The 26,202-nt window shown below is 56.4% G+C and carries 29 protein-coding genes; 14 read left to right on the top strand and 15 right to left on the bottom strand.

The genetic code is table 11. The annotated features are described in order from the left end of the window. Positions 1-77: 77 nt before the first annotated feature. The gene (locus tag AC2FLU_RS10390; protein WP_496808694.1) at positions 78-230 is read right to left on the bottom strand and encodes a hypothetical protein; all 153 of its coding nucleotides are present in this window, start codon (positions 228-230) and stop codon (positions 78-80) included. Between the two features lie 123 nt (positions 231-353). Further along, entirely contained in the window at positions 354-1,658 is a 1,305-nt protein-coding gene (gene purB, locus AC2FLU_RS10385; RefSeq protein ID WP_480517495.1) for an adenylosuccinate lyase, read from the bottom strand. Between the two features lie 354 nt (positions 1,659-2,012). On the opposite strand from purB, the gene AC2FLU_RS10380 reads away from it, so the two are divergent. Then, entirely contained in the window at positions 2,013-2,573 is a 561-nt protein-coding gene (locus AC2FLU_RS10380) for a hypothetical protein (protein WP_496808695.1), read from the top strand. An 11-nt stretch (positions 2,574-2,584) separates the two neighbouring features. After that, positions 2,585-2,902: a hypothetical protein gene (locus tag AC2FLU_RS10375; RefSeq protein ID WP_480473402.1), complete on the top strand. Its 318-nt coding sequence runs from the start codon at positions 2,585-2,587 to the stop codon at positions 2,900-2,902. A gap of 32 nt (positions 2,903-2,934) precedes the next feature. Here the strand turns inward: AC2FLU_RS10375 and AC2FLU_RS10370 are convergent, their stop codons facing one another. Next, a complete protein-coding gene (locus AC2FLU_RS10370; protein WP_480898128.1) occupies positions 2,935-4,149 on the bottom strand; it encodes a bifunctional alpha/beta hydrolase/OsmC family protein in 1,215 nt (404 codons plus the stop codon). Between the two features lie 275 nt (positions 4,150-4,424). On the opposite strand from AC2FLU_RS10370, the gene AC2FLU_RS10365 reads away from it, so the two are divergent. Continuing rightward, positions 4,425-4,619: a hypothetical protein gene (locus tag AC2FLU_RS10365; protein ID WP_496808696.1), complete on the top strand. Its 195-nt coding sequence runs from the start codon at positions 4,425-4,427 to the stop codon at positions 4,617-4,619. Positions 4,620-4,629: 10 nt separating this feature from the next. Here AC2FLU_RS10365 and dddP read toward each other — a convergent pair whose 3' ends face one another. Beyond that, a complete protein-coding gene (dddP, locus tag AC2FLU_RS10360) occupies positions 4,630-5,973 on the bottom strand; it encodes a dimethylsulfonioproprionate lyase DddP (RefSeq protein ID WP_480553793.1) in 1,344 nt (447 codons plus the stop codon). A 122-nt stretch (positions 5,974-6,095) separates the two neighbouring features. On the opposite strand from dddP, the gene AC2FLU_RS10355 reads away from it, so the two are divergent. After that, positions 6,096-6,839: a heme-dependent oxidative N-demethylase family protein gene (locus tag AC2FLU_RS10355; protein WP_496808697.1), complete on the top strand. Its 744-nt coding sequence runs from the start codon at positions 6,096-6,098 to the stop codon at positions 6,837-6,839. A 36-nt stretch (positions 6,840-6,875) separates the two neighbouring features. Here AC2FLU_RS10355 and AC2FLU_RS10350 read toward each other — a convergent pair whose 3' ends face one another. From AC2FLU_RS10350 to AC2FLU_RS10335, 4 genes are all read right to left on the bottom strand, one after another. Then, positions 6,876-7,778 (bottom strand): hypothetical protein, encoded by a 903-nt coding sequence (locus AC2FLU_RS10350; protein WP_480473397.1) that lies wholly within the window; start codon positions 7,776-7,778, stop codon positions 6,876-6,878. A 198-nt stretch (positions 7,779-7,976) separates the two neighbouring features. Continuing rightward, on the bottom strand, positions 7,977-8,765 hold the full coding sequence (locus AC2FLU_RS10345) for a lytic murein transglycosylase (RefSeq protein WP_480473396.1): 789 nt from the start codon (positions 8,763-8,765) through the stop codon (positions 7,977-7,979). Between the two features lie 287 nt (positions 8,766-9,052). Further along, positions 9,053-10,459 carry a type I glutamate--ammonia ligase gene (gene glnA, locus AC2FLU_RS10340; protein WP_480473395.1) on the bottom strand — a complete coding sequence of 469 codons (1,407 nt, stop codon included), beginning with the start codon at positions 10,457-10,459 and terminating at the stop codon, positions 9,053-9,055. Between the two features lie 33 nt (positions 10,460-10,492). After that, the gene (locus AC2FLU_RS10335; protein ID WP_209503542.1) at positions 10,493-10,831 is read right to left on the bottom strand and encodes a P-II family nitrogen regulator; all 339 of its coding nucleotides are present in this window, start codon (positions 10,829-10,831) and stop codon (positions 10,493-10,495) included. Between the two features lie 169 nt (positions 10,832-11,000). Between AC2FLU_RS10335 and AC2FLU_RS10330 the strand changes: the two genes are divergently transcribed. From AC2FLU_RS10330 to tig, 3 genes are all read left to right on the top strand, one after another. Further along, a complete protein-coding gene (locus AC2FLU_RS10330) occupies positions 11,001-12,704 on the top strand; it encodes an NAD(P)H-hydrate dehydratase (RefSeq protein WP_496808698.1) in 1,704 nt (567 codons plus the stop codon). A 309-nt stretch (positions 12,705-13,013) separates the two neighbouring features. Then, positions 13,014-14,138 (top strand): porin, encoded by a 1,125-nt coding sequence (locus AC2FLU_RS10325; protein ID WP_496808699.1) that lies wholly within the window; start codon positions 13,014-13,016, stop codon positions 14,136-14,138. Positions 14,139-14,311: 173 nt separating this feature from the next. Further along, positions 14,312-15,643: a trigger factor gene (gene tig, locus AC2FLU_RS10320; protein ID WP_480476781.1), complete on the top strand. Its 1,332-nt coding sequence runs from the start codon at positions 14,312-14,314 to the stop codon at positions 15,641-15,643. 100 nt (positions 15,644-15,743) lie between these two features. On the opposite strand, the gene AC2FLU_RS10315 is transcribed toward tig, so the two are convergent. The 6 genes from AC2FLU_RS10315 to rpsF form a co-directional block, all read right to left on the bottom strand. After that, positions 15,744-16,598 (bottom strand): acyl-homoserine-lactone synthase, encoded by an 855-nt coding sequence (locus tag AC2FLU_RS10315; RefSeq protein ID WP_496808700.1) that lies wholly within the window; start codon positions 16,596-16,598, stop codon positions 15,744-15,746. Between the two features lie 107 nt (positions 16,599-16,705). Continuing rightward, the gene (locus AC2FLU_RS10310; protein WP_480473391.1) at positions 16,706-17,407 is read right to left on the bottom strand and encodes an autoinducer binding domain-containing protein; all 702 of its coding nucleotides are present in this window, start codon (positions 17,405-17,407) and stop codon (positions 16,706-16,708) included. Between the two features lie 235 nt (positions 17,408-17,642). Then, positions 17,643-18,128, bottom strand: a complete 486-nt coding sequence (locus AC2FLU_RS10305; protein WP_496808701.1) for a transglycosylase SLT domain-containing protein — start codon at positions 18,126-18,128, stop codon at positions 17,643-17,645. Between the two features lie 166 nt (positions 18,129-18,294). Further along, positions 18,295-18,912, bottom strand: coding sequence for a 50S ribosomal protein L9 (rplI, locus tag AC2FLU_RS10300; protein ID WP_480517478.1), 618 nt, complete (start codon positions 18,910-18,912; stop codon positions 18,295-18,297). 12 nt (positions 18,913-18,924) lie between these two features. Then, on the bottom strand, positions 18,925-19,152 hold the full coding sequence (rpsR, locus tag AC2FLU_RS10295; protein WP_005608650.1) for a 30S ribosomal protein S18: 228 nt from the start codon (positions 19,150-19,152) through the stop codon (positions 18,925-18,927). Positions 19,153-19,180: 28 nt separating this feature from the next. Then, positions 19,181-19,534 carry a 30S ribosomal protein S6 gene (gene rpsF, locus AC2FLU_RS10290; RefSeq protein WP_209503558.1) on the bottom strand — a complete coding sequence of 118 codons (354 nt, stop codon included), beginning with the start codon at positions 19,532-19,534 and terminating at the stop codon, positions 19,181-19,183. Between the two features lie 353 nt (positions 19,535-19,887). Here rpsF and AC2FLU_RS10285 point away from each other — a divergent pair, with 353 nt between their 5' ends. Then, positions 19,888-20,334 (top strand): hypothetical protein, encoded by a 447-nt coding sequence (locus AC2FLU_RS10285; RefSeq protein WP_480553789.1) that lies wholly within the window; start codon positions 19,888-19,890, stop codon positions 20,332-20,334. 125 nt (positions 20,335-20,459) lie between these two features. Further along, a complete protein-coding gene (locus AC2FLU_RS10280; protein WP_496716027.1) occupies positions 20,460-21,032 on the top strand; it encodes a YceI family protein in 573 nt (190 codons plus the stop codon). Between the two features lie 57 nt (positions 21,033-21,089). On the opposite strand, the gene AC2FLU_RS10275 is transcribed toward AC2FLU_RS10280, so the two are convergent. Beyond that, the gene (locus tag AC2FLU_RS10275) at positions 21,090-22,313 is read right to left on the bottom strand and encodes a cytochrome b/b6 domain-containing protein (RefSeq protein ID WP_480553787.1); all 1,224 of its coding nucleotides are present in this window, start codon (positions 22,311-22,313) and stop codon (positions 21,090-21,092) included. 174 nt (positions 22,314-22,487) lie between these two features. Between AC2FLU_RS10275 and fabD the strand changes: the two genes are divergently transcribed. From fabD to AC2FLU_RS10250, 5 genes are all read left to right on the top strand, one after another. After that, the gene (fabD, locus tag AC2FLU_RS10270; protein ID WP_496811966.1) at positions 22,488-23,426 is read left to right on the top strand and encodes an ACP S-malonyltransferase; all 939 of its coding nucleotides are present in this window, start codon (positions 22,488-22,490) and stop codon (positions 23,424-23,426) included. A 42-nt stretch (positions 23,427-23,468) separates the two neighbouring features. Beyond that, on the top strand, positions 23,469-24,206 hold the full coding sequence (gene fabG / locus AC2FLU_RS10265) for a 3-oxoacyl-[acyl-carrier-protein] reductase (RefSeq protein WP_480473386.1): 738 nt from the start codon (positions 23,469-23,471) through the stop codon (positions 24,204-24,206). Between the two features lie 207 nt (positions 24,207-24,413). After that, positions 24,414-24,647 (top strand): acyl carrier protein, encoded by a 234-nt coding sequence (locus tag AC2FLU_RS10260; RefSeq protein WP_050602116.1) that lies wholly within the window; start codon positions 24,414-24,416, stop codon positions 24,645-24,647. A 138-nt stretch (positions 24,648-24,785) separates the two neighbouring features. Further along, positions 24,786-25,325, top strand: a complete 540-nt coding sequence (locus AC2FLU_RS10255; protein WP_480473385.1) for a GNAT family N-acetyltransferase — start codon at positions 24,786-24,788, stop codon at positions 25,323-25,325. 123 nt (positions 25,326-25,448) lie between these two features. Beyond that, positions 25,449-26,192: a 1-(5-phosphoribosyl)-5-[(5-phosphoribosylamino)methylideneamino]imidazole-4-carboxamide isomerase gene (locus tag AC2FLU_RS10250; RefSeq protein WP_480473384.1), complete on the top strand. Its 744-nt coding sequence runs from the start codon at positions 25,449-25,451 to the stop codon at positions 26,190-26,192. The last annotated feature ends 10 nt before the right edge of the window (positions 26,193-26,202 follow it).

Below are 26,202 nucleotides of genomic sequence, written 5' to 3'. Positions count from 1 at the left end.
TATTGAAATCATAGTGCGATCTACAAAAAAGCTAACAGGGGAACGGACGCTTTTATTCACGAACTGGACAAAAATTGTCAGCTGTTGACAGATTTCGCGCAGCTTTTTGTTTCAGTATCCCAGGCCGTACCGGGAGCGCAGGATTGGGTCTGTTTGGAATGCTGCTCGCAGGCAAGCCCGACCGAGGCCACAAGAACCAGTGCCAATGCGCTTAGGATTGTTCGGATCATGATGTTTCCCTCGTATGGAAAAAGCACATGCAGGATACCGCATTTCCGTTGATCTGGCAAAAAGCAAGGGGGTGCTCTGCACGCGGCAGAGCACCCCCGGCTAACAGACTGAAAAGATGTCCGTTATTCTCCAAACACGCGCGCAAAGATCGTATCGACATGCTTGGTGTGATACCCGAGGTCGAATTTCTCTTCGATCTCCGCAGGGCTTAGTGCGGCAGTTACATCAGCATCCGCCAACAGTTCCTCCTTGAAGTCGGTGCGGTGTTCCCAAACCTTCAACGCGTTGCGCTGTACCATGGCATAGGCGTCCTCACGGCTTACGCCCGCTTGTGTCAGTGCCAACAGAACCCGCTGACTCATGACAAGGCCGGGAAACTTGTTCATGTTCTCGATCATGTTCTCGGGGAAGATCAGCATCTTGTCGACCACGCCTGTTAGCCGTGCCAGCGCAAAATCCAGCGTGATCGTGGCATCCGGACCGATCATGCGCTCGACCGAAGAATGCGAGATATCGCGTTCGTGCCAGAGCGCAACATTCTCCATCGCCGGTATTACGGCGGCGCGGACCATGCGCGCCAGACCGGTCAGGTTTTCGGTTAGCACCGGATTTTTCTTGTGCGGCATCGCCGAGGAGCCTTTCTGGCCCATCGAGAAGAACTCAGCCCCCTCCAGCACCTCGGTCCGCTGCATGTGGCGGATTTCGATGGCAATGTTCTCGATGCTGCTGGCGATAACGCCCAGCGTGGCAAAGAAGGCCGCATGGCGGTCGCGCGGAATGACCTGCGTGCTGATCGGCTCAGGCACCAGCCCCAGCTTGTCACAGACATGTTCCTCGACCGCGGGATCAATATTGGCAAAGGTACCAACCGCGCCGCTGATCGCTCCGGTGGCGATTTCCGCACGCGCATCGCGCATCCGGGACAGGTTGCGGTCCATCTCGGCGTAGAAGCGGGCAAAGGTCAAACCCATGGTTGTCGGTTCGGCGTGGATGCCGTGGCTGCGTCCGATACGAACCGTGTTCTTATGTTCCATCGCGCGGCGCTTGAGCGCGGCCAGAAGCCCTTCCAGATCGGCAATCAGGATGTCGGCGGCGCGGGTCAGCTGTACGTTGAAACAGGTGTCCAGCACGTCCGAGCTGGTCATACCCTGATGCACAAAACGCGCCTCTTCACTGCCGACATGCTCTGCAAGATGGGTCAGGAAGGCGATAACGTCATGCTTGGTGACGGCCTCGATCTCGTCGATGCGGGCGACATCGAATTCCACATCCTTGGCTTTCCAGACAGCGTCCGCATTTTCGCGCGGGATCACGCCCAGATCCGCCATGGCGTCGCACGCGTGCGCCTCGATCTCGTACCAGATGCGGAACTTGGTCTCGGGCGACCAGATGGCGACCATGTCGGGGCGGGAATAACGGGGAATCATAGGCGACGGCACCTTTATTGCAGATTGGATGAGGCGTTGGCGCGGGGTTTAGCCGCGTGCGGGGTAGGGAACAAGATGCGAGAGCGCATATGAGACGGTTTGCCCTGATTCTTGCCGTCTGTTCGGGCTTTTCAGCAGCAGACGGGTTCGGGAAACTGTCTTGCAAAGGACTTGGTGTGGCAGTGACGGGCAGGGTGCCGCTACAAGGCAGGTTTTGTACCCGCACTGGTTCTCACGGGATCATGCCGCCAGTTGGGGTTGATGCCCGTCTTGACCTTGCTGCCAAGCGATGCTGGACAAACAGCACATTGACTGTTCAATCTGAAAGGAAGGAAATAATCAGGTTATTGAGATATGCGTTTGTTTTCACGTTCGATACTTGCCCTCTGTGGTGCTTATTGCGTCGGCGCAGCTGCACCAGCACTGGCTGACACACCCGTGACCTACACCGAGGAAGGCCGAGCGCTTTTTCGGTTTGACGTACCCGACTTCTGGATCCTTCGCACCGGCGGCCCGCGCGAGATTGAGGATACCGAACTGGGCGACGCCCGCGCGGTCGCGCGGGTTATGGGGCTCCGGCCGGTGACAGACGACGCAGTGTGGATGGGTTTCGTATCACCTGCGGGGGTTGGAACAATTCAGGGCGGCGTCCGGTACTTGCAGGATATCGACAAGTTTCTGGTCAAAGACCCGACGACGACCAGCACCAGCGATTCCCGTATTGGCGGGTTGCCAGCCCGCGTGTTTCGGGGCACCGGGCACCGGGACGGCAAGGGAGTAAGCTTTACCGCCACCGTCATTGACCTTCCGCAAGGCCGGGTTGCCATCGCAGTTGCCATTCTGCGGGACGGGGCGGACCCGAGTTATGCAGATGATCTGAACGCCGTTTTCGCGTCGTTCCGGGCACTTCAGTGAGGGAGGGAGCGATGAGTGTTAGACTGATCAAACGGATGTCCCTTGCGCTGGGGTTTGGGATCGCGACTTTGACGCTGTCGGCCTGTGACGGTGTGACGGTCGGGGTCGGGTACGGGTATGACCCGTTTTACGACTCGATGCTGTGGAACGACTATTACCATGACGTTAATGTGGATATTGACGTTGATCGTCCCAACCGACCTGATCGACCAGTGCGCCCCGAGCGTCCGAAACCGCCTGTGGCCAAACCTCCCGCGCGCCCGCGCCCACCTGTGGCGCGCCCACCGGTTGCCCGCCCGCCCATTCATCGACCGGGCCCGCGACGCTAAGGAACAAAAGGCCGCCTGTCAGGCGGCCTTTCTTATGAAAGAAGCTCGGTCGTTATGTGGGCCGAGCCTTCGAGCGTCCGGTGAACCGGGCACTTGTCCGCAATCTCAAGCAAACGTTGCCTTTGCTCCTGATCCAGCGGGCCGCTCAGGCGGATTTTCCGGCGAAACTGGTCCACCTTGCCGTCATTCACCAATCCGGCATCCTGCGCATGAACTTTGTCATGACACACATCGACGCTGACATTTGTCAGGGGCCAGCCTTTGCGCCTGGCGTACATGCGTATTGTCATCGATGTGCAGGCCCCCAAACCGGCCGAGACAAAGCCATAAGGCGACATGCCCTTGTCCGTACCGCCATAGGATGCGGGCTCATCCGCGACCAGATGGTGGTTTGGACCAGCCTGAATATCCTGCATGAACCCGCCCGGATCTGCTTCTGTTATGCGCACAACGCCCTCTGGCGCACCCGGTGGCGGAGCGGGCGGGCACAGTTTCACATAGCGCGAAACCCAAGCGGCGATGACATCTGCTGCATATTCGGCGTCAGAGGCGCGCGTGATCAGATGATCGGCATCGTCGAGAGTTACAAAGCTTTTGGGGTGTTTCGCGGCCAAAAAGATCGCGCTCGCATTGTCGATGCTGACCGTTTCGTCGCGTGGAGCATGAAGGATCAACAGGGCAGCTTTGAGGTCGGCGATTGCAGATGACAGGGCTGATTTGGCAATATCGTCCACAAAAGCCTTACCAATTCGGAAGGGGCGACCACCCAGAGAGACCTCGGCACTGCCGTCCTCTTCGATCTGAGGCAGCGCCGCCTCAAAGTGATGCGATACATGGGCGGGGTCCGCCGGAGCACCCAATGTCACGACGGCTTTTACAGTCGGAATACCAGCCCGCGCCCGCAGCACCGCCGCGCCACCAAGCGAGTGGCCGATCAGCAGGGCAGGTGCCATGTTTCGACCGGCCAGATATTGCGCGGCTGAAATCAGGTCCTCGACATTCGAAGTGAAGGTCGTGTTGGCGAATTCGCCTTCTGAATGGCCCAGCCCGGTGAAATCGAACCGAAGCACCGCGATACCCATGGCAGCCAGACGGGCAGAAATGCGCCGGGCGGCCGGGATATCCTTGGAACAGGTAAAGCAATGGGCGAACAGGGCCGTTGCCAGCACTGGTCCGTCCGGCAAATCCAGTCGCGCCGCCAATTGGCTGCCGTCATGTCCGGCAAAAGTGATGCGTTCCGTGGGCATGTCGGCTCCTTAAGTGGTACGGGGGAACACGCCCAATACTGTGTATTTGACCCTTCGGTCACAACCCTTAAGTCACACGCGTAACGGGAAGGTGAGAACGAATGGGTGTTTCACAGACTGCACAAGATCCCCGCCGTTTTCGTGTTGCACGGCGGCGGAACTCTCACTTTCCATTAATATCAAGAACGATGATGACAATCAGAACAAACATTCGTTTCACTTATGTCTCTGCACATCCCATCTGTAGCTCATGAAAGCTGAAACAGGAGACACAGATGTCACATGCAGATATTGCGCCCCAGATACCCGACCTGCGTTCACGTATGATCCTGGCCATTATTCTGGCCGGCGTTGCCGGGTTCGCGGTCGGCCAATCCTGGCCCGCACCCCAAGGTGGTTCACAGGTTCAGATCAGCCCTGCCATGGAAGACTGGCATGGAAACGTCCGCCGGTCCCATTGGTCGGAGTGAAGGCCCGGCCTTATTCGATCCCCATCAATTGGGGGTCAAAGGGATATCTGGACAGGTTCTCATACCCGGTTTCGGTAATGAGAACCTGATCCTCAAGCTTGATGCTGAAATCGCCACCGACTTCGCCGACACAGGCTTCGACGCACAACACCATGCCTGGCTCCAGCGGATAGTCATAGGCGCCTTCGACGGCTTTGTCCGGATACGCGACCAGCGGCCATTCATCACACAATCCCACTCCGTGCATCAGGCAGCCGTATTTCTGCGCCTGAAACTTGTCGTCAAGCCTGTGCGACATGGCCGTAAGTTCCGGGATCATCACACCGGGCTTCAGCATTTGCATGTTGGTCATGATGTGTTCATGCGCGTGCTGCATGGCATAGATCATGTCAGGGCGGGGCTTTTGGTCACCAATCCACCATGTACGCGAGATATCGATGCAAATCCCGTAAGACCCGATCAGGTCGGTGTCGAAGGCGATGATTTCGTTTTGCTGCGTGATGCGCGGGCCGCATTCCTGGAACCAGGGGTTCGTGCGTTGGCCTGACGCCAACAGGCGGGTCTCGATCCACTCGCCACCGCGCCGGATGTTTTCCGCGTGCAGAACAGCCCAGATATCATCCTCGGTTGTCCTGCCATTGCCGACATTGGCGCGCGCAAAGCTCTCCATTTCCGCTACAGCGGTTTCACAGGCGTGATTGGCACAGCGCATGGCCAGAATCTCATCTGGCCCCTTCACGGAACGGGTCTTTTCGGTCAGCTCTTCGCCTTCCATGACTTCAAAGCCCTGCGCCTCAAGCGCGCGCAGACCGTGCAACATGATCTTGTCGACAGCCAAACGTTTATTGCCGCCGCCATGCGCATCGATCAGCACGCGCACCTCGTTCGAGAAGACATCTGCCGCTATATTCACCTTGTCGCCACGGTCGAAGTAAAACAGATCCGCGCCTGAACGCTGCTCGCGCACCAGCGGATTGAACGTGCTGAGGAAAGGCGAGTTCTTGTAGTCCCAGATCACCATATAGCCATCGGCACATAATAGCACCGCGCGAAACGGGTTATGCGTATTCCACAACTGCATGTTCGTGCTGTCGGTCGCATAGCGGATGTTCAGCGGGTCAAAAACCAGCAAACCACCATATCCGCGATCAACGATGGCCTGCGTTAGTCGCTTCCAGCGGTGTTCCCGCATCCGTGCAAGATTGGGCAATTCCAGTCCTGCCGCAGCCCATTCGTCAAAAGCCAGCTGTGTCGGCCCGATCTCGATCCGGTCATTCTCATTTGGCGTGCCATCGCCCAGCGTAGCGCCTCGGCTGGGGTCAATCTTGCGCGTGTCTCGGTAATGCTTGTTCATGACGGACCTCGTTGCTTGTTCGGTCAAACCTAAGGTGCCCATGTGGATCGTCTTGGAAAAATGCGACGGCGAACCTGTCGTTTTCGACCGACAAAAATTTCGACCTATGCTAAGTCGCTGGTATGAATAAAGTTCTGCAGGAAAAAATACCATATGATGTCGGCAACCCGCGTGCTTTACCGGGTATACAGCCTGCAACGATGGAAAACTGGTTGCATCGGGACGAGGCTTTTGCCGGTCAGATGCAACGCCGGGAGAAGCTGCTGACAGAACGCCGCGATGACGTTCTGGCGCTTGATCCGCAGGCTGAATCCGCTGCTCGGGAACTGCTCGACCTTGTGGTGTCGCAGGTCTATCCCAATGCGGGTAAGGAGGTCGTCAGACCCGATGGTGTAACGGTCGCAGTCGACCGGGCGCAGCCGCTTGATACATTGTGCAGGCTGGTTCAGGAGGATTTTTGCATCCTTCAAAAGCGCGGAACTGAACATGTATTGACTGGCGCAATCCTGTGTTTCCCGGCCAGCTGGCTTTTGTCCGAGAAATTCATGCGACCACTGATCGACATCCATGTGCCTGTTGCAAGTTACGACGACAATATCGCCAAGCGGGTGCAGCGCCTGTTCGACGGGATACAGCCCGGTCGTCCGCTCTGGCGCTTTAACGCGCTTTGGTATGAAGACCCCGAACTGTTTCAACCCCGAAGCGCCAGTGACAGGCGGGGCGTCACAGATCGACGTAAAACGTCTTACCTGAGAAGTGAGCGGCAAACCCTGCTGCGCTTGCCGAAAACGGATGCGGTCGTCTTTTCAATCCACACTTATATTCTGGCGGCGAACGCGGTTCCCATAATGGAAAACCCCGCCTGAAGGCGGGGCATCCAAGGAGGGTCTTCTGTAATTCTCTTATTGGCCCAAGGCGGCCGCAACATCGGCAAACGCGTTTGTTGCGTTCAGGGCAACTATCGCGAAGGTAAAGACAAGCACCTGGGTGTTGAGGCGAAAATCCTCACCCCGGATCAGATTCACTGCAGCCATTGACAGGGCAATCGGGGTCGAAACGCCTGCCAGTACACCCGTCATGCACCAACTGCTGAGACGCAGAACGTCGCTTGGCTTTACGACACCATCGTCGTCATCGAACGTTTCCTGACCTGGCATGTTTGTATCTTCACTGCGAAACGCGATGCTGAGCAATTGTTCATCTGTCAGCTGGATCGGGCGGGACGTCGAAGTATGAAGTACACTTAAGGTGTCACCGTTCTCTGGCACATTCACTGCCGAGAATTGCCCGGTCAGCGACTGAAAAATTTGTTTTCTGTCGCGTGATCGGCTGGGGGCCAGAGTGTCAAAGGCGCTCATAAACTGCTCGACCGTCAGAACCGTGTGTGGCGACAGCCATTCAACGCGCCGGGTCGAACAAATGTCGACCATGCGATACAGAATGACGACCATCATCAGTTCCGAAATCTCGGAGTCATCCAGCAGGGGTGAGACCGGCGTGATTGAAAGAACCAATCTGTTTTGCGGATTTGCGGCGCGGGGTTTTGTTATCGTTTTTAGCCCCGCGGCGCGATCCATACGCTCGTACCGGTCTTCCTGCTCGGGGGTGCCTGTATCCAAGGTCAGTCGCACAAGATACTGACTTGAAACAATGCTGGCTTCAGAATTGCTCAGCAACGCCTTGCGTTCGACCAGATGGCCGTAATCTTCCAGCGTCGTGGCAACGATTGTGCCAAAACGCTCGATCGCGCCATTCGCGTCGCCGTTAAATTGCAGGCCGCCATGGTAGCTGTGCTTCCGAGCCACTGCACTGTCCTTTTTGCGTACTGTTCAGCAAACACTGTAACAACAATTCGTGTGGAGAATTTGGCGGAAAATGCAAAAAAGGTGATTTTACTCCGGTATTGGTTACGCGTTGGAAACCAAGAAACTAAAGGCTTTTGTTTGTCACTGTGGCGGAAATGTGGCGAAAGCGGGTGCGGAGTGTGTTGTTGGTGCGACCGCCTATTGGTCGATTCGGGCGGCCATGATTGCTATGGATTGCTGATAAACAGAGGCCGCGTTCCACTGTTGCAGCACTTGAAAATTCGGCTCACCTGGCTGATAGCCACGCCCCGGCTTCCACCCTTTCTTGCGAAGATAATTGGCGGTCGAGGCAAGCGCGTCGGTCATGTCATAGAAGTCCACCCGACGGTCGCCGGTGGCATCGACGCCATAGGTCAGGGCGTTGCCCGGCAGGAACTGAGTGTGGCCCAACTCGCCATGTTTTGCCCCTTTTGTCGCCACGGTAATGCTTCCTGCATCGACCAGTTTAAGTGCCCCGATTGCGTGCGGAACAAAGAACTCGGACCGGCGACAATCATAGGCCAGTGTTGTGATTGCGGAAACAACCTGACTGTCTCCCATAAAATTGCCAAAGCCGGTTTCCATGCCGTGAATGGCGATCAGAATGCCCGGCGGAACACCGTATTGCCGTTCAAGCGCAGCATAGAAATCGGGATTTGCAGCCTTGCGTTTGCGCCCCTGCGCGACGATTGCATCAGCGCCTCTGACACGCATGAACTTGTCCAGTGTGTATTTGAAGCTTTTCTGATTGCGGTCTGCCGCAATTGTGCCCGTGGCGTATTGAGCTTGGGCAAGCGCCTGAAGGCCCTTTTTTTTCACACCAGCCTTGCGGGCCTGCTGGGCGAAATCGGCCTTCCAGGCCTCGAACCCCGCGCTGGTATTCCCACAAGGCGCGGCCAGAAGGGGCGAGGACACAAGCAGGGCGAATAATACGTAAAGGCGAAACATGCAGGTAATCCGGTTGTGTTAAAATCTGAGGCCAGCCTACCTTGAGCTTTGAATTGGGCAAAGCAGTTCGTTGGAGTAGCACCAACCGCTCCTGCAAAAGCCTGTTGATTGGTCTGCAGAGCGCCTTTGAAGGGTTTCAGATCCTCAGCATCGGGCAGATAGCAAGGGCAAAGGTAAAAAGTGTGTATTCTGCGTCATGGCGCTCGAAAAGGCTGAACAGCGACAGACCGGCGCAAATGAAACAGGGGCGCCCGTTTGGGCGCCCCTGTAAATCCATGCCGTGCTGCTTAGCAGCTGTAATACATGCCGTACTCAACCGGGTGTGGTGTGTGCTCGTAGGTTTCGACCTCTTCCATCTTCAGGGCGATGTAGCCGTCGATCTGGTCCTTGGTGAACACGTCACCTTGCAGCAGGAAGTCGTGATCAGAAGCCAGCGCTTCCAGAGCTTCACGCAAGCTGCCGCAGACAGTCGGGATACCGGCCAGTTCCTCGGCAGGTAGATCGTACAGGTTCTTGTCCATGGCTTCGCCCGGATCGATCTTGTTTTTGATGCCGTCCAGGCCAGCCATCAACAGAGCGGCAAACGCCAGGTAGGGGTTCGCTGCCGGATCGGGGAATCGAGCCTCGACACGTTTTGCTTTAGGGCTCTCGGTCCACGGAATACGGACACAACCTGATCGGTTGCGGGCCGAGTAGGCGCGCAGAACTGGGGCTTCGAAACCGGGGATCAGGCGCTTGTAGCTGTTGGTTGCGGGGTTGGTGAAGGCGTTCAGTGTCTTGGCGTGCTTCAGGATACCACCGATGAAGTACAGCGCTTCGTCCGAAAGATCAGCGTATTTGTCACCCGCGAACAGTGGCTTGCCGTCTTTCCAGATCGACATGTTCACGTGCATGCCGGTGCCGTTGTCACCTGCGATAGGCTTCGGCATGAAGGTTGCCGATTTGCCGTACGCATGAGCCACGTTGTGGATGACGTATTTGTACTTTTGCAGTTCATCCGCCTGCTTGGTCAGGCTGTCGAAGATCAGGCCCAGTTCGTGCTGGCATGACGCAACTTCGTGATGGTGCTTGTCGACCTTCATGCCCAGACGCTTCATGGTGGACAGCATTTCCGACCGCAGGTCCTGCGCTTCGTCGATCGGGTTCACCGGGAAGTAGCCACCCTTGACGCCCGGACGGTGGCCCGTATTGCCCATTTCGTATTCGGTGTCGGTGTTCCATGATGCGTCAGTTGCATCAACTTCGTAGGATACCTTGTTGATCGTGTTCGAATAACGGACATCGTCAAACAGGAAAAACTCGGCTTCGGGGCCCATGTATGCAACATCGCCGATCCCCGATGCCTTCAGGTAGGCTTCGGCTTTCTGCGCTGTGCCGCGCGGGTCACGCTCATAGGCTTCGCCTGTATCGGGCTCGACGACCGTGCAGTGTACGCAAATGGTTTTCTCAGCGTAGAACGGATCAACATATGCGCTTTCGGTGTCGATCATCAGCTTCATGTCCGATGCTTCGATCGACTTCCAGCCTGCGATGGACGAGCCATCGAACATGAAGCCTTCGTCCAGGAAGTCTTCGTCGACCTGATCGGCCATCAGGGTCACGTGCTGCAGCTTGCCGCGGGGGTCGGTGAAACGGACGTCGACATATTCGGCGCCCTCTTCCTTGATCAGCTGAAGAACTGCGTCCTTGCTCATTCTCTTAATTCCTCTGACTTGAAGATTGGTATGTTAGAGCGCGTCCGAGCCGGTCTCGCCGGTACGGATGCGAATGGCTTGTTCAACCGGAGAGACAAAGATCTTACCGTCGCCGATCTTGTCGGTCTTGGCTGCCGACACGATGGCCTCGATGGCCGCATCGACCTGGTCATCGTCCAATACGACCTCGACCTTTACCTTGGGCAAAAAGTCGACAACATATTCTGCGCCACGATACAGCTCGGTATGGCCTTTCTGACGGCCGAAACCTTTGACTTCGACGACGCTGAGACCCTGAACACCTACGTCCTGCAACGCCTCTTTCACTTCGTCCAGTTTGAACGGCTTGATGATCGCTTCGATCTTTTTCATTCCGGCTCACCTTGAATGGTTGTCTCAGGCGCAGTGATCACGTCTAAGATCGGGCAGCAACGTGATTGCGGTATCGGTCGGGTCGGTATCCGTTGAAATCAGGCCCTGTGCTAATTTTTGGGCGGTTTGCACAAAAAGTAATCGAAACTGAATCGCGCGAGGGTGTGACATGTCCGAATTGCTGACAGCAGCGCAGATGAGAGCCATCGAGCACGCGGCCATTGAGTCCGGTGAGGTCACGGGCCTGGAGCTGATGGAGCGGGCAGGGCAAGGCGTTGTCGAGGCGATCTTCGAGGAATGGCCAGATCTGGACAGGCGAGGGGCCAACCCCTCGCGCTCCCCGGAGTATTTGGAAAAAGATGAAGATAATCCGTTGCGCGCGGTCGTGCTGTGCGGGCCCGGAAACAACGGCGGTGACGGGTTTGTCGTGGCGCGTCTTTTGCGGGAACTGGGCTGGAAGGTTGAGGTATTCCTATATGGCGATCCTGACAGGCTGCCGCCGGACGCGCGGGTGAATTATCAGCGATGGGGTGAGTTGGGTGTTATCAACGCGCTTTCAAAAGAAGGCTTGAAGAATGACCGCCTGGCTAATTTTGGAATACCAAACGTTTTGGTGGACGCGATTTTCGGCACGGGGTTGACACGTCCGATTGATCCTGTGCTTGGGCAATTGTTGGAGTATTTTTGCAGCTTGTCATCACGTGTTCGCTTTGTGGCAGTCGATTCACCTTCGGGGCTGTGCATGGACAGCGGAAAGGTGCTTGGTGCCCGAGCAGGAATACTGACCGATGCCAGACCCCTTTCTGCGGATCTGACAGTAACCTTCGAACGAAGAAAACTTGGGCATGTGTTGAGCGACGGGATGGCTTATTGCCGGAAAGTGAGCGTCGTCGAAATTGGTCTGAATGAAACGTCGGAGCGGCACTGGGGGCAGGTTATTTTGCAAGGAGAAAGAGCAGGCCGGGGTCCAGTCCGCAGCGTCACTCTGGACGACCAAAAGCTCGATAGCGGGCGGCGTGCAAGAACGCTTTTGATAAAGCAAAGCGATTTACCTTCAGTCGTTGCGCACAAATACACCCATGGCCATGCCCTGATCCTTTCGGGTGGCCCCGGCAAGACCGGTGCGGCGCGTCTGGCCGCGCGGGGGGCCTTGCGGATTGGGGCAGGGTTGGTGACGCTGGGGGTGCCATCCTTGGCGTTGGCAGAGGTGGCGAGCCGGATCACTGCCCTCATGCTACAGTGCGTTGATGGTTCTCAAATGCTGTCAGACGTATTGCAGGACGTGCGGATGAACGCCCTTTGTCTGGGCCCCGGTTTGGGGTTGGAGCGCGCGCGGGACCTGGTGCCGGTCGCCCTGATTGCGAAACGTGCGACGGTTCTGGATGCGGATGCGCTGACAGCTTTTGCTGGTGATCCCGGAAACCTGTTCGAAATGCTGCATGACCGCTGCGTTCTGACCCCACATGGCGGAGAGTTTGCGCGGCTGTTCCCCGATCTGGCGGAAAAGCTGAGCGAAACGCCGGTCAGAGGCCCCGCCTATTCCAAGGTGGACGCAACGCGAGAGGCAGCGGCACGTGCGGGATGTGTCGTGTTGTTCAAAGGGCCGGATACTGTCATTGCGGCCCCGGACGGGCGATGTTCGATCAATGCCGCGTGCTATGATCGCGCCGCCCCTTGGCTTGCAACCGCCGGGTCAGGCGATGCGTTGGCCGGTTACATCGCCGGGCTATTGGCGCGGGGGGTCGATCCGATGACGGCGGCTGAGACAGCAGCGTGGCTGCACGTGGAATGCGCACGGCGTTTCGGGCCGGGATTGATCGCCGAGGATCTGCCTGAGCAATTGCCCGGTGTTTTCAAACAGCTGAATGTCTAGTTGTTTTGGGCAGAAAGCAGTTCAGGCTCTGTCTGAATCGCATGTTTTCGCTGTCAAGATGTGCGCGGATGCATACCGCATATTTGTCAGGTGCATAGGTAGGCATCACTATTCATTTGCAAGCTGCCAGTGGGGGCTGGAGTCGTATCTTGTAAGCTGATGAAAAATAATGTAAAATGGTAGAATTCTTTGTGTGTTCTGTTGCTAAAATACAATTCTTGCGTAAGACAAGGGGCAGACCACTGGAACGCTCGGATTCAGTAAACAAATGGGCAGTATCTGAACCCCGAACCAATTATGGTGAGTGAAATGACCCCAAATATCAAAAAGATATCGGTTGCTGCCTTTCTGACTGCCACGGTCGCTGTTCCGGCAGCCGCAGAGCTGAAATACGAAAATAACAGTGGCGGCTATGTGCTGTTGTACGGGCAGTTTAACCCAGCCTTGATTTCTGTTGATGACGGGCAAGATACCGAGACCCGGGTCCTCGACAACGATCTGTCGAACAGCCGGGTTGGCCTGCGCCTGATGCAGCCATTTGGCCAGAACGAGTTTACCTTTCGCTTGGAAACGGCGTTGGGCTTGCCGAACTCGACTGAATGGAACCAGAACGGTACAAATTTCAGCGGCTGGACTCGCGACGATATCCGATTTGTGGATTTTGCCTTGAAGGGCAGCTACGGCAAATTCTCGGCTGGTCAGGGCAGCATGGTGGCAGATGGTGCTGCCGAGGTGGACCTGTCCTATGTCGGCACCGCGCTGTATTCGTTCACAAACGATGAAAACTCGGGCTTTTTCTATCGTGGCACAAACGGTGTGTTGAGCGGTATTACGGTTGGTGACAGTTCCAGCAACTTTGACGGCTCACGTCGCGGGCGTGTGCGGTATGACACACCAACGGTTAACGGGTTCTCGGCCGCATTTGCATATGGTCAGAACATCCTGTCCAGCAGTGACGATGATGACTACTATGACGTCGGTGTGTTCTATGAAAACACCTTTGCAGGCGGAGTAGAGTTTGCGGCAGCTGTCGCGTATTCGGTGCGGGACCGGGATGACAATTCAGGGGATCGCAAAGATACCATCGGTTCGGCCTCGGTGTTGTTGCCCAGCGGTCTGGGTTTCACGATTGCCGGCGGCACGCGTGACGATGACCGGGCTGGCCAGACGGACCCGAATTACTGGTACGGCAAGGTCTCGTACGAAGGGAACTGGGTTTCCTGGGGTAAGACAGGTGTCGGCATCGACTATTTTGACGGCGCGGATTTCGAGACCAACGGGTCCGACACCAAGGCATGGGGTATCGCTGTCGTGCAGAAGGTCGAAGCGATCAATACCGATGTATACCTGAAGTATCGCAACCACGACTTCGATGATGGTTCATCCTTTGACAACAACGAAGCATGGGTTCTGGGCGCGCGCTGGAAGTTTTAATTGCCTTCCAGCGACCCAACACGAACGCCCCGAAAACCGGGGCGTTCTTTTTTGCCAAAACCAGGTTGATTCAGCCTTTGCCCCTTGCACGTTGGCGGCAGGGCAAATAGAAGGCGTCAAATTTGCCCGGCGCGCCCGTTTTGCGCGCCCCGAATCCTATGGGGACTACCAAAATGCAGGTTACCGAGACGCTGAACGAAGGTCTGAAACGCGGCTACAACATCGTTGTGACCGCAGCCGAACTGGACGACAAGGTCAATGAAAAGCTGACCGAAGCACAGCCGGAAATCGAAATGAAAGGCTTCCGCAAAGGCAAGGTGCCGATGGCGCTGCTGAAAAAGCAGTTTGGCCAGCGCCTGCTGGGCGAGGCGATGCAGGAATCCATCGACGGTGCGATGAACAAGCATTTTGAGGACAGCGGCGACCGCCCCGCGCTGCAGCCCGAAGTCAAGATGACCAACGAGGACTGGAAAGAAGGCGATGATATCGAGGTCGCGATGTCCTACGAAGCGCTGCCCGCGATCCCTGAGGTCGATCTGAAATCGGTCGCGCTGGACAAGCTGATCGTCAAGGCGGATGACGCCGCCGTCGAGGAAGCGCTGAACAACCTGGCTGAAACCGCTCAGGACTTCAAAGCCCGCCGCAAGGGTTCGAAAGCCAAGGAAGGCGACCAGATCGTGTTCGATTTCGTCGGCAAGGTTGATGGTGAAGAATTCGAAGGTGGATCGGCGGAAGATTACCCGCTGGTTCTGGGCTCGAACAGCTTCATCCCCGGTTTTGAAGACCAGCTGGTCGGTGTGAAGGCCGAGGAAGAAAAAGACGTCAACGTGACTTTCCCGGAAGAATATGGTGCCGAACACCTGGCCGGAAAAGACGCGGTCTTCACCTGCACGATCAAGGAAGTGAAAGAGCCGGTTGCAGCGGAGATCAACGATGAGTTGGCGATGAAGTTTGGCGCCGAGGATCTGGCCGCCCTGAAAACTCAGATTTCGGAACGTCTGGAAGCAGAATACGCAGGTGCATCGCGCGCTGTCATGAAGCGGGCCCTGCTGGACGCGCTGGATGAGAAAGTGTCGTTCGACCTGCCGCCGTCGCTGGTTGAAGCCGAAGCCAAGCAGATTGCACATCAGCTGTGGCACGAGGAAAACCCCGAGGTAACCGGCCATGACCACGGTGAGATCGAACCCACCGATGAGCACAACAAGCTGGCCGAACGCCGCGTGCGTCTGGGTCTGTTGCTGGCTGAACTGGGCCAAAAGGCAGAGGTGGAAGTCACCGACGCCGAGATGACCCAGGCGATCATGAATCAGGCCCGTCAGTACCCGGGCCAGGAACGCCAGTTCTTCGAGTTCGTACAGCAGAACGCTCAGATGCAGCAGCAACTGCGCGCGCCGATCTTCGAAGACAAGGTTGTCGACTATGTGTTCGAGCTGGCCCAGGTCAGCGACAAGGAAGTCAGCAAGGACGACCTGCAAAAAGCCATTGAGGCATTGGAAGAGGAATAATCCTCTTCCTTCCCTCTTTGTTCATAGAGGGGAAAAAACGGAGCCGCCTGTAAACAGACGGCTCCGCATGGGTGGCTTTTGTATCTATGAGGTGAGGGGGTCAGGCCTCATGAGCAAAAGCACGGGGGGTTTCTAACAAAGCGATCTTCTGCTCTGGTGTGAACGTATCCGAGAGCGCTTCGATCAGCTTCAGAACGTCCTGACGTTCAGCTTCGTTCCTCGCGGCGCTCATCTGTTCCACAAAATACTTCTCAAGATCAGTCAGTGGCTTGTGATCCTGATTGGCCGGGTTCTGGGTTGCGGCCTTCTTGGCTGCAAACAGTGCCAGTGCCTCTTCGTCGTCCATAAAGACGTTCTCATGGATGCCTGCAAATTCGCGCAGGCCCGAGATGCGTTCATCGGTACAATCCAACAGGGCGGCCAGTGCCGAGACTTTCCCCATGGGAACCGTTTCGCCGACATAGTCATATGGCGCGCAGTTCGACCGTTTCAGAACCCGGTCCATGACCGGATCGATTACGGTGATGATATCCTGAATGCCTGAGTTCTTGGCATATTCCAGAGAACCAATCATCAGCTCGCAGGTAGCATAAGAGACAGAATTCTTTTCCTTGCCACGCGTTAGGCGCTGCGTGTCCACGCAGAAGCGTGTTGATTCCCACATTGTTGCGCTGCGAAGTGGTGCTTCCCCGCAAAGGATTGCCGAAAACACATCCGACAACATATGAGGTCCTGTGGTCTGTAGGGCACGCACGGCTGCGACGACATTCCCCCCGTCGTCGAGTCCGATTACATATGCCGGGTCCAGATGATCGAATTCATCAATTTCCTTGCCTTCTTCGATCTTTACGTCCCATCCAAGACGTCCGCCAAAAACACGTGCTCTCAACTCGAACATTTCGTCAAGAACTTCGCTGAACATATGTCTGTTCAGGCCATCTACCACGATGATCATTTCTTCCCCCTTCGAGTGGTTGTTCGGTAATACTGACGTTACCGCTCTCGAAAGATTTTTCTATTGGGGGATTCCCGTATTTTGACGAAATTTGGGGATTTTTTTGTTTATCCCGGGGTAATAAGCCCGATCGCTATCGCCCGCCCTACAGCCTGAGGGGTGGTCAGCGCACTAAGCTTTTCCCGGCTCGAACGCAAGTGTACTTCTACGGTTCGGTGCGAAATAGACAAAATATCGCCGATATCCTGCTGCGACTTACCTGCGGCGACCCATTGCAGGATTTCCGCTTCGCGAGAGGACAATGTCGGATGATATAGTGCGTTGGTCAGCTGATCCGACGACACGACATTGTCGTGGATGTGTACGGCCATGGCCTGCAAATCGCCGATAAAGTTTGTATAGAGCTTACGCCACTCTTCCTTGCTGCAATTTCGGGTTGCGCTCAGCAGGCCAATATCGCCGTAAGGGCCACGTACCGGGATCGTAACTCCCTGACTGGGCAGGCCAAAATCATGAGCATCCCGGAACACACGCTGAAAATCCGGACTCCGTTCAAGACGGCTCCAATCCACCGGCGCAATACTGCGGCGGGCCATGTGGATGGTCGGGTCGATCATGATCAGACCTTGTTTCTGGTAGTGCTCGGTCCAGGCGTCGTCATAGGTGACAAAGCCAGCCACTGTTCCTGCCGCGGGATTCATACCAGCGTAGGCCGCATGATCCATGTCATGCTTCTCACAGATTTGCCTTAGAAACTCGGTATATCGAACTTCAGAATCCGGCAGAGTGCTCAGATCGACAATTTCCATGTGGCGCCTACCAGCTGTGGCCCATCTTGCCGCCCGATGGTGTCGTCGAGCATGCGTATTACACAGAGTGGAACCCGTTTACCTCACCACGTCAGAACATCATACTTTTCTAAACATGACAAGGAGAGGTCTTAATTGTCTGTGCAATACCGCATATTGCGACAACCAATAGAACATTTTTGTCACTATTCAGTTTCAAGTGCCAAATCCGGCCAATTTCTGACGCCAATGGACGTCAGGGCGCCGGTCTCAACCCGGTTTCGACCAGCATCCCCTTGGCTTTTGCCTCTGGATAGTAACCTTTGGCGTACAGGAAAATCGCCCTGCGTTGATCCCCGTCGGACAGCAGCCAGGCACCGCGCAGGTACTTTCCCGCAAACTCAAGGTTGGTGTCTGCGTCCAGCAAACCTTCGGCTTTACCGGTGTAACCCATCGAGCGCGCAGTGGCGGGTAGAACCTGTAGAAGGCCGTAATAGGGCTGGTTGACGGCCCATGGTCGGTGCGTGCTTTCACGTATGGCCAGCTTGTGAACCAGCTCTCGCGGAACCTGATAATGATCCGCCCATCTGTTGATCGAAGCTCTCAGCTCGGGCGTTTCATTTGGGTGAAGCGGCGGGTCAAAACGTGGCGTACCCGCCTTGGAGACCTGGTCTGCCCCGCAGGCAACCAACGACACAAATAGAAACAGTGCCACGAAACTTTGGCGCAGATAAACAAGCATTTTTCGGTCCTCTGGATTTCGGCGGCAATGATACGGATCGACAATAAGCCTTCAAGCTTACCCCGGAAAATGGGCTGAAACTTGCCGGTACGACTTGTGAACACATAGGGAAAAAAGAAAAGGCCGCGCTTTGGCGCGGCCTTTGGAATGCTCACAAGCAGCCGGATCAGGCTTTGGCTTCGTCTTCTTCAACCGGTGCTGCGTCGGCAACCATGTCGTCGTCCGAAGCGGCCGAGCCGATGTCGTCGAACAGTTCGGCGATCTCGAATTCAGCAGCGGCTTCTTCTTCAGCAGCCAGTTCCTGAATCGATTTGCCCGAAGCCTGCAGTTCGGCTTCTTCTGCCGAACGGGCCACGTTCATTTTGATTTCGACTTCAACCTCGGGGTGCAGTTTGACTGCGACAGTGTGCAGACCCAGTTCCTTGATCGGGGCGATCAGGACAATCTGTTTCTTGTCGACGGTGAAACCTGCGTCGGTTGCGGCGTCAGCGGCGTCACGCGGGGTGACCGAACCGTACAGAGCGCCGGCATCCGATGCCGAGCGAATCACGATGAACTGCTGACCGTCCAGCTTTTCAGCCAGTGCTTCAGCTTCTTTCTTGGTTTCCAGGTTGCGGGCCTCAAGCTGCGCTTTCTGGGCTTCGAACGACGCGATGTTGGCGTCGGACGCGCTCAGGGCTTTGCCTTGGGGCAGCAGGAAGTTGCGGGCGTAGCCGGGCTTGACGTCAACGACGTCGCCCATCTGACCCAGTTTCGCAACGCGTTCCAGCAGGATAACTTGCATGTCAGTCTCTCCTTACTTCACAGCGTAGGGCAGCAGGGCGAGGAAGCGGGCGCGCTTGATAGCACGGGCCAGTTCACGCTGCTTCTTCGCCGAAACGGCGGTGATGCGCGAAGGAACGATCTTGCCACGCTCAGAGATGTAGCGCTGCAGCAGACGGGTGTCTTTGTAGTCGATCTTCGGCGCGTTCTCACCCGAGAACGGGCAGACCTTGCGGCGGCGGAAAAATGGTTTTGCGGCCATGGTTTAGAGTCCTTTTCTCAGGCGTTGATCAACGGCGCTCGCGGCGTTCGCCACGTTCGTCACGCTTCTGCATCTGAACCGACGGACCATCTTCGTGGCCGTCGACCTTGATGGTCAGAACGCGCATGACATCTTCATGCAGACGCATCAGGCGTTCCATTTCCTGCACCGCGCCCGAGGGGGCATCGGTTTTCAGAAAGGCATAGTGGCCTTTGCGGTTTTTGTTGATCTTGTAGGCCATCGTCTTGACGCCCCAGTACTCGCTATCAACCAGCTTGCCGCCGTTGTCAGCCAGAACGGTGCCGAAATGTTCGACGAGGCTTTCCGCCTGCGCGTTGGACAGATCCTGACGCGCGATCATTACATGCTCATACAGTGGCATGTGCACTCCTGTTTATATCAAGGCGCATTTCATAGGCGGGGCCAAACGTTCCTTCGCGACCCTGCCACGAGAGGCTGCGCGATTCATACGACTGCGAAGGATGGCCCCGTATACACGTCTGAGCCGCAAGGGCAAGCCCTGCCACATATGCCTCTGAGACGCCGCCCAAATTCCTTTAGGCCGCCCAATTGCTGACGCTTTTCGGCTCAAAGTTGTTTTGCATACCGGACATCAACCGGATCAACAGAATTTCGAAAGTAACCTTAAAAGGGTGACGTGTTATGACCGCTACTAACACAAACGCATATCAGGAAAACGTTGCCGGCTCGCGATTTGAAAATTCAGTGCCGGTAATGATCACGTTTGCACCGAACTGGAAGGCCCGCCTGGTCCTGGCGCGGATGGTCGGGGCGTTCCTGATCGTTTCCGCGTTTTCAATGTGGTTGATGCCCGGATCGGTCGTTGGCGCAGATGTTTGGCCGATCAAGATGGCGGCGTCCATGCTGTTTCTGGTCGTTGGCGTCGCCCTTCTGACGATCGAGGTTCTTGACCCGCGTCCTGACGCCTATTTCGACCCGATCCGTCGCGAAGTCCGGGTGTTGCAGAAAAACGGAGACGGGCGCCCTCAGACTGTCCTGCGCCGCAGCTATGACTCGCTGGGTGGGGCGCGTTTCGAAGAAAACGAAGTTCATCTGTTTGACGTGGATGGCAGCCTTTTGATGAAGCTGCCACTTGAATCTGCGGATGTCAGCCGGGCGCTGAAAGGTCAACTAAGCAAGAGCGTAACAATTTTCGGCTGAGTTTTATTCTGTTCAAAAACGAACAGAAGTTGTGAATCAAAATTGGTTGTGTGCTGCCCCTGGGCAGCACATTTTGCGTTCAAGCAATCCTGACGGATTGCAATCACAAAACCGCGGAGATTGATATGAAATCCACCTTTCTTGCTGCTGCATTGGCCGTGTCAGCGACTACGGCACTCGCCAGCGCCGAGAAATACGTATTGGACCCCAGCCACAGTCAGGTCATTTTCAGCTATGACCATCTTGGGTTCTCAACCACGACTGGCATGTTTTCCGGCTTTGTAGGCGAGATCATGTTTGATCAGGAAAACCCCGCCGCTTCGAGCGTGAGCGTGTCGATGCCCGTATTGGAGATGTTTACCGGCTGGAAACCCCGTGAAGATCACTTCATGACCGAGGATTTCTTTGGCGCGGCCGAAGGAGATTTGATCACCTTTACATCGACAGGAATCGAAGTGACCGGTGACAACACCGCGAACATCACTGGCGATCTGACGATGAACGGTGTGACCAAATCAGTTGTTCTGGACGCAAAGCTCAACAAGGCTGACACCCACCCGATGGCGAACCAGCCCTGGGCTGGTTTCAATGCCACGACAACGCTGGTCCGCAGTGAATTCGACCTGGGTCAGTTTGCACCGTTTGTCAGCGACGAAGTGCAAATCCAGATTTCGGTCGAGGCACAAAAAGCCGAGTAATCGCAGAATCACGAACAGAAAAACGCCGGTGATTTAATCACCGGCGTTTTTTTTGCCTTACTGACCGCGTATCGCAGTGAGTTCTACGGATACTGCGACGGTAAAGCCCAGCGCGTCTTCGGTAGGCTGCGATGTGCCTACATCAAACGCCAACCGGTTAAGCTCGATTGTGCCCGCCATGGTAGCAGTGTCGCCCTGCAGGTCCAGCGAGAAAAGCAAAACGACATCGATCGACTTGTCGCGAATAGTAAGCGGGCCGCGCGCCTCATAACCACTTTCGGTTTTATAAAGATCGGCCTTGAACTGAGCAGTGGGGAACCGGGCGTTGTCGAAGAAATCTGGCCCCATGGCCTGATCGGATACGGTTCCAAGACGAAGCGAGCCAATGGATATCGTGACATCGACAGATCCCGCCAGGCCCGGGTCTGTGGGCTCGTCAAAGGTAATTGCGGCAGTCCAGTCAGAAAACGAACCTGTCACGGGGCTGTTCAATTGCGAAATTGTAATCGACAGCGTGCCGCTCTGAACTTGCCATTCCGATTGAACCTCAGCCAATTGGACATCCGGGGCTTCCCCTATGTTAGGGGCCAGCTTCCCGGTTGCCCAGCCTCCGGTGACGACGACACCCCAGACCGCCAGTGCAGCGACGGCTGGAATCAGTGAATGGGTTTGATGTGGTGGTTCCGGCGCATCTGACAGACCCGGTAACATCCGACGCAATGTGCCGTCCTTGTCGATGACGTGATGTTTCAGCGCACCTGCAATGTGCAGGACAAGGGAAACAACCAGAACCCACATGAAGAGCCAGTGCAGAACTCCTGTAACCTCGGCCACGGCGGTGGATTTCGGTACAAAAGGCAGGTTTTGGCCGAAGGGCCAAAGGATTGGGGCAAAGCCCTCGGTCGCGGCGTGGTGAATCCAACCGGTCAGGGGCACAAGGACCAGCGAACCGTAAAGCAGCCAGTGGACGGTTTCAGCGGCGAAGGCTTCGGGTTTGTTGTCAGCATTCAGAAGGCCGGGCTTGGTTTGCGTGAACGCCCAAAGAATGCGGGCCAATGCCACGAAGAACACGGTAACCCCTACGGTTTTATGCAATGAGAACACGCGCGCTGCACGGGCAATTTCCAACTCGGTCGGGGCCGCTGCCGAGTGCAATACCGCATGTGCCAGATTGTCCGCGACCCAGCCGAGGGGCAAAGCCGTGAAGATCAGCAACGCGGTTAGCCAATGAAACGTCTTTGCGATGCTGCCGTAGCTTGAAAAGGAATTGGTCGATTGCATGTGTCGGACGCTCCGGGATTCTGGGTTGTGCCCAAGGTAAAGCCGGATGAAACAGACACAAGTGAGCGCGGGTGCACACAAAAGGTGCCACAATGCAGAAAGCAGGCAATGCTTGTGCCAGACGATCAGTCAGTTTACACCCCGCCGCAACCTGAAACCATCCATGAGGTTGCAATGACACTCGCGTTCGTTTTTCCGGGACAAGGCGCCCAGACCATAGGTATGGGCAAAGCTCTGGCAGAGGCCTATCCGGCGGCTCAGGCCATTTTCGATGAGGTGGACGACGCGTTGGGCGAGAAGTTGAGCAGTCTGATTTGGGACGGTGATATTGCTGACCTGACACTGACCCAGAATGCTCAACCCGCGTTGATGGCGACATCGATGGCAGCCATGCGTGCTTTGGAAGCCGAGGGCGTATCCGTCAGCATGGCGGCTTTTGTGGCGGGGCATTCACTGGGTGAATACTCGGCTCTGGCCGCGGCGGGGGCCTTGTCTGTTGCAGATACAGCGCGTTTGCTGCGCACCCGTGGTCAGGCTATGCAAAGCGCGGTACCCGTGGGCGAGGGGGCCATGGCCGCCATTCTGGGGCTGGATCTGGAGGCCGTACGCGCCGTGGCGGAAGAAGCCGCACAGGGCGAGGTCTGTCAGGCCGCAAATGACAACGATCCCACGCAGGTCGTCGTGTCGGGTTCAAAAGCGGCTGTCGAGCGCGCAGCCGAGATAGCCAAGGAAAAAGGTGCAAAACGTGCCGTTATGTTGCCGGTAAGTGCTCCATTTCACTGTTCGCTGATGAAACCTGCTGCAGATGTAATGGCAGAAGCGCTTGCTGCCGTCGAAATTAAGGCACCAGCCATACCTTTGGTGGCCAATGTTCGCGCCGAGGCTGTCAGCGATCCGGATCTGATCCGTCAATTGCTGGTCGAGCAGGTGACCGGTTCGGTTCGCTGGCGGGAAAGCGTGCAATATATGGCGGCTCGAGGCGTGACTGAAACATGGGAAATCGGCGCTGGCAAGGCGCTGTCCGGTATGATCCGCAAGATCGATCGCGAAATCGCGGGCAAGGCCGTGGGCACACCGGAAGACGTTCAGAAGACCATTCAGGTCGAATCGTAAGCTCAATCCGCGTTGTAAGCGACGCAGCAAGAGGGAAACCGAATGTTTGATTTAACAGGTAAGAATGCGCTGATCACCGGTGCTTCGGGCGGTATCGGAGGTGACATCGCACGTGCGTTGCATGGCGCAGGTGCAACGGTTGGTTTGTCCGGTACACGCGTTGAACCGCTTCAGGCTCTGGCCGACGAACTGGGCGAACGCGCGCATGTTCTGCCCTGCAACTTAAGTGACCCGGAAGCCGTTGAAGCGTTGCCTAAGCAAGCGGCCGAGGCGATGGGATCGGTGGACATTCTTGTAAACAACGCCGGAATCACGCGCGACAACCTGTTCATGCGCATGTCCGACGAAGAATGGCAAAGCGTCATTGACGTGAACATGACCTCGACCATGAAACTGTGCAAAGGGGTGATCCGGGGCATGATGAAGGCGCGCTGGGGCCGTATCGTCAATATCTCGTCCGTGGTGGCCGCAATCGGCAATCCGGGGCAGGCGAACTATGCCGCGTCCAAGGCCGGTATGATCGGGTTTTCCAAGGCTTTGGCCCACGAAGTTGCGACACGCGGAATTACTGTGAATTCCGTGGCACCTGGATTTATCACAACTGCAATGACCGAGAAACTGACCGAGGAACAGAAAAAGGGTCTGTTGCTCAAGGTTCCGGCCGGTCGCATGGGCGATCCCGAGGAAATTGCAGCTGCCGTTCTGTATCTTTCCAGCCCCGAAGCGGGCTATGTTACCGGAAGCACCTTGCATGTGAACGGTGGTATGGCCATGTTGTGAGCGCGACAGGGGCGAGTGCGAAAGCGTTTGCCTCTTGCGTCGACTATGCTATAGGCGGCGCATCTATGCGGGGCCGGTCGTTCAGGTCGGCCTTCTATTTCCCGGTTCGCCGGGACCGAAACCGCCCAAAACGGGCAAACCAAAGCCAACCCGTGCGGGCAAGGGCAGAATCGGGCGGACCGCCCTGTAAAGGAATGAGGAATTGACATGAGCGACGTCGCAGATCGCGTTAAGAAGATCGTTGTTGAGCACCTGGGTGTTGAAGAAGATAAAGTCGTGGAAAACGCGTCCTTCATCGACGATCTGGGCGCAGATAGCCTGGACACAGTTGAGCTGGTCATGGCCTTCGAAGAAGAGTTCGGCATCGAGATCCCCGATGACGCAGCCGAGACCATCCAGACCTTTGGCGACGCCGTCAAGTTCATCAGCGAAGCGTCCTAAGCGTTTCTTTCTGATCAAAATCGGCGCTTCCGGGCAACGGGGGCGCCGTTTTTTTATGCCTGCCCGAATTTCGGACTTGCGTGGCTATTGTGGCCTGCGCACTGTTTCCACTGAGGCAAAACTCAAAGTGGACAGGGCATGATAAGATCCACTCCGATGATAAATACCGCGCGTTTGACGCTGTGCGCCATGCGCCCGGAAGACTTTGACCGGTTTGCGGAAATTTGGCGTGACCCTTGTGTCGTCCGGCATATCGGCGGCTCTCCCCGGTCGCGTGGCGAAGCGTGGGATTCGTTCCTGCGTAATGCCGGGCATTGGCAGATGGCCGGTTTTGGCCAGTGGGGCGTGATGCAACAATCGAATCGCAAGCTGATCGGGCAGGCCGGATTCTTCTATAGCAACCGATGCATGGGCGACGATTTCGACGGCTTCCCCGAGGCGGGGTGGGTGCTGGTCCCCGAAGCACAGGGGCAGGGATTGGGATACGAGGCAGCCAAGGCTGCGCATGACTGGTTTGATCGGGTGATTCCCGGACCGTTGGTCGCGATGATAAACGCGACGAACATGTCTTCGCAGAAACTCGCCAAGAAGCTAGGCTATGTTCTGATGCGGGAAGGGGTGTATAATGAAACCCCGGTGCATTTGTTACGACGCAACGGACCGCCAGCTCGCGCATAGATTCGCCACTTAAACAGTATGCCGCAAAATGGCCAAGCTGTGCCGATCCCGGTGATTTCGGGCGGGCGTTCTGGATGTATGCTGCCGGGGATTTTCAGAGCGATTGAGCGGAGGACCAAGCTCATGAGGATTTACCCCACGATGGAACTGCAGAACGGCCGGTGTGTCTCGCTGGACAAGGGTCGTCTGGAAGAAGCGATGATCTGGCACGTGAATCCGGTAGAAACCGCACGGAGCTGGGCAGAGGCGGGTGCCGAATGGATGCACCTGACGGATTTCGACGCGATCGAGGGTAAGGATACCAACGCGCAGCTGGTCGAGGATATCCTTCGCAAGGCCGAGATTCCGGTGCAGTTGGCGGGTGGCATGCGCTCGCGCGAGCAGATTGAGCGCTGGATCGACAAGGGCGCGGGCCGCATCGTGGTTGGCACGCTTGCTGCGCGTGAACCAAACCTGGTCAAGGATCTGGCCAAGCTGCACCCTGACCAGATCGTGCTGTCAGTGGATGTCTGGCAAGGCCTTGTTATGACTGACGGCTGGCGCAGCCAAAGTGCGTTCACGCCAGAAGCCTTTATCGACGCATTCGGCGATACGCCCTTTGCCGCCATCGTGGTAACCGATATCGACAGCGACATCGAAGATGTCGAGGCAAAGCTTGGTCTGATCTCGCGATTGGCAAACCATTCGCGTACTCCGGTGATTGCCAGCGGTGTCGTGCGCACAGCAGACGATATCTCACGGCTGGCATACATCCCCAACATCTCGGGCGCGATTGTCGGGCGTGCGTTGTTCCGCAAGACACTGGACTTGGCCAAAGCGCTTGAAACTGCCAAATCGGCCCACGAGCCGGTCGCGCAGTTTCAGTAAGCAACTCCGC

This window comes from Ruegeria sp. SAZD013 (genome assembly GCF_059612525.1).
Note: the sequence above shows the minus strand (reverse complement) of the source record. Positions and strands in the feature narration are given on the sequence as shown.